The organism is Phenylobacterium sp., from assembly GCF_031181185.1.
Taxonomy (GTDB): Bacteria; Pseudomonadota; Alphaproteobacteria; order Caulobacterales; family Caulobacteraceae; genus Phenylobacterium.
This window is the reverse complement of sequence record NZ_JAPSKZ010000259.1, coordinates 1-3719: the sequence shown is the minus strand read 5'-3', so window position 1 is coordinate 3719 and position 3719 is coordinate 1. Positions and strand designations below refer to the sequence as shown.

Genomic DNA, 3719 nt, shown 5'->3' with positions numbered 1-3719 from the left:
CCAGGCGCGCGTGGCGGCCGCGGACGCGGATCGTTACGGACAGCAGGCGTACGGCGTCGGCCGCGCGCCCTGAGCCGAACCTAGAGCCTGAGGCGCATGAGCGGCGCCGGCGCGAAGCGGGTCATCCCCTCGCCCACCCGCTCGAACCCGCAGCGCTCGTAGAACGGCACGGCGCGCGCGTTCGCGACCACGTGCAGCGCGCGCGATCCACAAGCGCGCCCGCGGCGGACCGCTTCAGCCACCAGGGCCGCGCCGATCCCGCGCCGCCAAGCGTCGGGCTCGACGAACAGGCCGTCCAGTTCGGCGTCGCCGTACTCGCGCGGCAGCACGACCGCGAAACCCAGTACGCGCCCTCCGGCCTCGGCCAGGAACACGTACGGGATGTGATCGGCGGGAAGCGCGACGGCGTCCGGATTGGCGGTCAGTTCCTCGACGTGGTCGCCCGGGGCGAGCGATGCGCGAAGCTGCAGCGCCTCGAGCGTGGGCGCCTCCTCGGCGCGAGCGGGACGAAGGCTCCACCCGGTCAGGCGTTCAGCGCCTTTTCCAGCGCCAGGCCCAGCGAAATGCAGGCGCTGGCGGTGATCGCCGTCGACAGCGTGGGATATCGGGCGGGCGTGTCGGGCGTCTGGTGGTCGAACATCCACTGGATCATGAAGACGACGATGAAGCCGCCGAGGATCCACGCGTCCGGCGCCCGGCCGCGCCCCAGCAACACCATCAGGGCGGTGGCTGCGGTCAGCGCCGAGAACGCCAGGCGGTACCAGCGCGGCTGAGGCTCGCGAGTCTCGAGCCCCCAGCGCACGCCGCCCAGGAACGCCACCACGAGCGCCGCCCAGGCAAGCAGGGTCGAAAGCGCCGCCCGGGCCGCGTCAGCGGGACCGAAGGAGAAGACCAGAGCCGCCACCGGAAAAGGAGCCAGGGCGAAGAGGGCGATCATCCAGAGCGCCGTCGGGGCGGACTCGACCCGTCGCCTAGGCCGCACGTCATCCATGAGCAATCAGTCTCTCCGGAATGCGGCCGAGGCGGCCCACCCGGCCGCCAGCGCGAACGCCATCGAGGCCAGGCCGTAGGACCATGGCCTGTTATGCGCCCAGAGGTAAAGAGTCCGCTCCAACCCCACCTTCTCCACGGTCAGCGTACGGACTCGCCGCGACACCGGCCGCCCGTTCTCGAACAAGAGGATGTCGGCGCGGTAGACGCCGGTGGGCGCCCCGGCCGGCAGCGCGATCTCGGCGCGGAACAGGCCCCGGTCGACGAAGCGCACGCCGCGTCCGTCCTCGTCGTACAGGCCGGCCTTCTGCTTCAGCCGCACGACCGCGCGGCGCCACACGTAGTAGTCGGCGCCCAGGCTGGAGACGACGACGTCGCGCACGCCGTAGCGGGTCTCGATCCGCTGCTCGGCCGGCGCATTGATCGGCAGATGGTCGACGCCCGCCCCCAGGCGGCGAAGCGTGCCGAAGGTGGCGATCTCGTCGAGCGGCCGGTTTGAGGCCGCCATGTAGAATCCGGGAGCGCCGTCGAACACCACCGGACGGCTGTTGAGCCAGAGGCCGGCCACCCGGATCTTGCGCGTGATTCGGACGGGCTGTTCCGGGCCGCGCACGATGACGACGACGTCCGAGGGCTGGGTCTGGTCCTGGAACACGGCGCCGTAGAGCACGATGCGCGCGCCGCGGAAGTCGGCGCTGACCCGGACGTTGGTCTCGGTAAGCGCCGCCGAGACGACAGGGGGCGGAGCCTCGATCGCCATCAGCCGTGCACCCCGGTCATCAGGACGAACGGCTCGTCGGGGGTGACGAACAGGCCCAGTCCCATGCGCAGGCCGACCAGCAGGACGATCAGCGCCAGGACCGCCCGCAGTTCCTCGGCTCGGAAGCGGGTGGAGGCGCGGGCGCCGTACTGGGCGCCCACGATGCCGCCCGCCAGCAGCAGCACCGCCAGCACGACGTCCACCGTCTGGTTACGGCCGGCCTGCAGGACGCCGGTGAGCGCGGCCGTGACGATGATCTGCAACAGGCTCGTGCCGACGACCACGCCGGCCGGCATGCGCAGCAGATAGACCATGGCCGGCACGAGGATGAAGCCGCCGCCGACGCCCATGACGGCCGAAAGCACCCCGACGAACGCGCCCAGCGCCAGCGGCGGGATTACGCTGATGTAGAGCCTGGACCTGGGGAACCGCACCTTCAGCGGCAGGCCGTAAAGCCAGGGCGGGCGCCGATCCCGCCTGGGGGGATGGGGCTCCCCGCGGCGGCGACGCAGGATCGCGCCCAGGGACTCGGTCAGCATCAGGCCGCCGATGATGGTCAGGAACACCAGGTAAGAAACGGCCACCACGAGGTCGGCCTGCCCAAGTAGGCGGAGCCAGCGGAAGAGTTCGACGCCCAGGAAGGCGCCCACCACGCCGCCCGCGGCCAGCACGCCCCCCATCCGCAGGTCCACCGCGCGCCGCCGACCATAAGCGATGACGCTCGACATGGACGAGGCGGCCACGTGGTTCGACATGCTGGCTACGGCGACCGCCGGCGGGATGCCGAGGAACACCAGCATCGGCGTCATCAGGAAGCCGCCGCCGATGCCGAACATGCCCGAGATGAAGCCGACGAACAGCCCCAGCGCCACGATGAGCGGCGCATTCACCGAGACCTCGGCGACGGGCAGGTAGATGTCCATGGCCCTACCCTAGCCTCGAAGCGCGATGGGGCTAGCCCGCGGCGGGCGCGTTGGGCTTCTGCGCGAACTGGGCCTTGAGCCGGTCGGCGGCCGTGCGAGCGAGACCATCGCCTTGGGCGGCCGCCTGGCTGAACCACTTGAGCGCCTCGGCGGGGTCCTTCTGAACGCCGCTGCCGGACTGGTACATCAGGCCAAGATTGTACTGGCTGTCGACGACCCCGAGTTCGGCCGCCTTGCGGAACCACTGGGCGGCGGAAGCCAGGTCCTGCGGGCCGCCTTCGCCGCGGAAGTAGTAGAGGCCGAGGTTGTGCATGGCGTTCGCCTCGCCGCCTTCCGCCGCGCGCGCCGTCCAGCGGCGGGCTTCGGTCATGTTCTGCACCACGCCCGAACGGCCGCCTTCGTAGAGCTGCGCCAGATAGAACTGGGCCGGGGCATGGCCCGCGTCGGCGACGGCCTTCAGCTTGGCCAGGCCTCCGGGACGACCCGCCTCCACGGTGCGGACGGCGTCGGTGAAGCGCTGCTGGAGCTCGGCGTCGACCACTGGCGCGTTGCGCTCCGCGGCAGGTCCCGGCGCGATAGCAACGGCAGCCCGCGGGCTCGTCCCCAGCTGCGCCTGAACCGAGCTCTCGCCCTCCGCCTGAGGACCGTTCATCAGCACGACGCCCGCCGCCCCGACGCTGAGGAAGGCGGCGCTGCCGGCGACCATCAGAGCCGTCTGCACGGCGCTGTTCGGACGCCGCGCCCGCGGCGTGCCGAAGCCGGCGAACATGCGGCCGGAAGCCTGGCGCCGGTCCACCTTCGCGCGGATCTCCACAGGGCGCGGGCGAGCGCTCTGCTGGGCCCGGGCCGCGGCGCGCGCCTGGTCGATCACCTCGCGGGTCGAGAGCGGCTTGCCCGCCTCGGCGGCGGATACCTTCGGCGTCTCCAGCTCGAAGACATCGTCCTCGTCCGCCGGCTCTGCCAGCGGCGCGAAGCCTTCCGCCGCCTCGAAGTCTTCGCGGGCGAACGACGGACGCACCGGATCGACGCTGGCCTCGGGCAGCGGC

5 protein-coding genes are annotated in these 3719 nt (G+C 71.8%); all 5 read right to left on the bottom strand.

The window, feature by feature from the left end; translation table 11 throughout:
* Window positions 1–80: 80 nt before the first annotated feature.
* Window positions 81–374, bottom strand: coding sequence for a GNAT family N-acetyltransferase (locus tag RIF93_RS19380; protein WP_309093086.1), 294 nt, complete (start codon window positions 372–374; stop codon window positions 81–83).
* Window positions 375–523: 149 nt separating this feature from the next.
* Window positions 524–991, bottom strand: coding sequence for a DUF3429 domain-containing protein (locus RIF93_RS19375; protein ID WP_309093087.1), 468 nt, complete (start codon window positions 989–991; stop codon window positions 524–526).
* A gap of 6 nt (window positions 992–997) precedes the next feature.
* Window positions 998–1750 carry a TIGR02186 family protein gene (locus RIF93_RS19370; RefSeq protein ID WP_309093085.1) on the bottom strand — a complete coding sequence of 251 codons (753 nt, stop codon included), beginning with the start codon at window positions 1748–1750 and terminating at the stop codon, window positions 998–1000.
* Window positions 1750–2673: a sulfite exporter TauE/SafE family protein gene (locus tag RIF93_RS19365; RefSeq protein ID WP_309093084.1), complete on the bottom strand. Its 924-nt coding sequence runs from the start codon at window positions 2671–2673 to the stop codon at window positions 1750–1752. Before RIF93_RS19365 ends, RIF93_RS19370 begins: the two co-directional genes overlap by 1 nt.
* Window positions 2674–2704: 31 nt before the next feature.
* The coding region (locus RIF93_RS19360) for a tetratricopeptide repeat protein (protein ID WP_309093083.1) at window positions 2705–3719 on the bottom strand (1015 nt) is incomplete at its 5' end.

Bases quoted from the DNA above. Each gene is read 5' to 3' on its own strand.
- RIF93_RS19375 (WP_309093087.1), bottom strand. From the start codon at position 991: ATGGATGACGTGCGGCCTAGGCGACGGGTCGAGTCCGCCCCGACGGCG.
- RIF93_RS19370 (WP_309093085.1), bottom strand. From the start codon at position 1,750: ATGGCGATCGAGGCTCCGCCCCCTGTCGTCTCGGCGGCGCTTACCGAG.
- RIF93_RS19365 (WP_309093084.1), bottom strand. From the start codon at position 2,673: ATGGACATCTACCTGCCCGTCGCCGAGGTCTCGGTGAATGCGCCGCTC.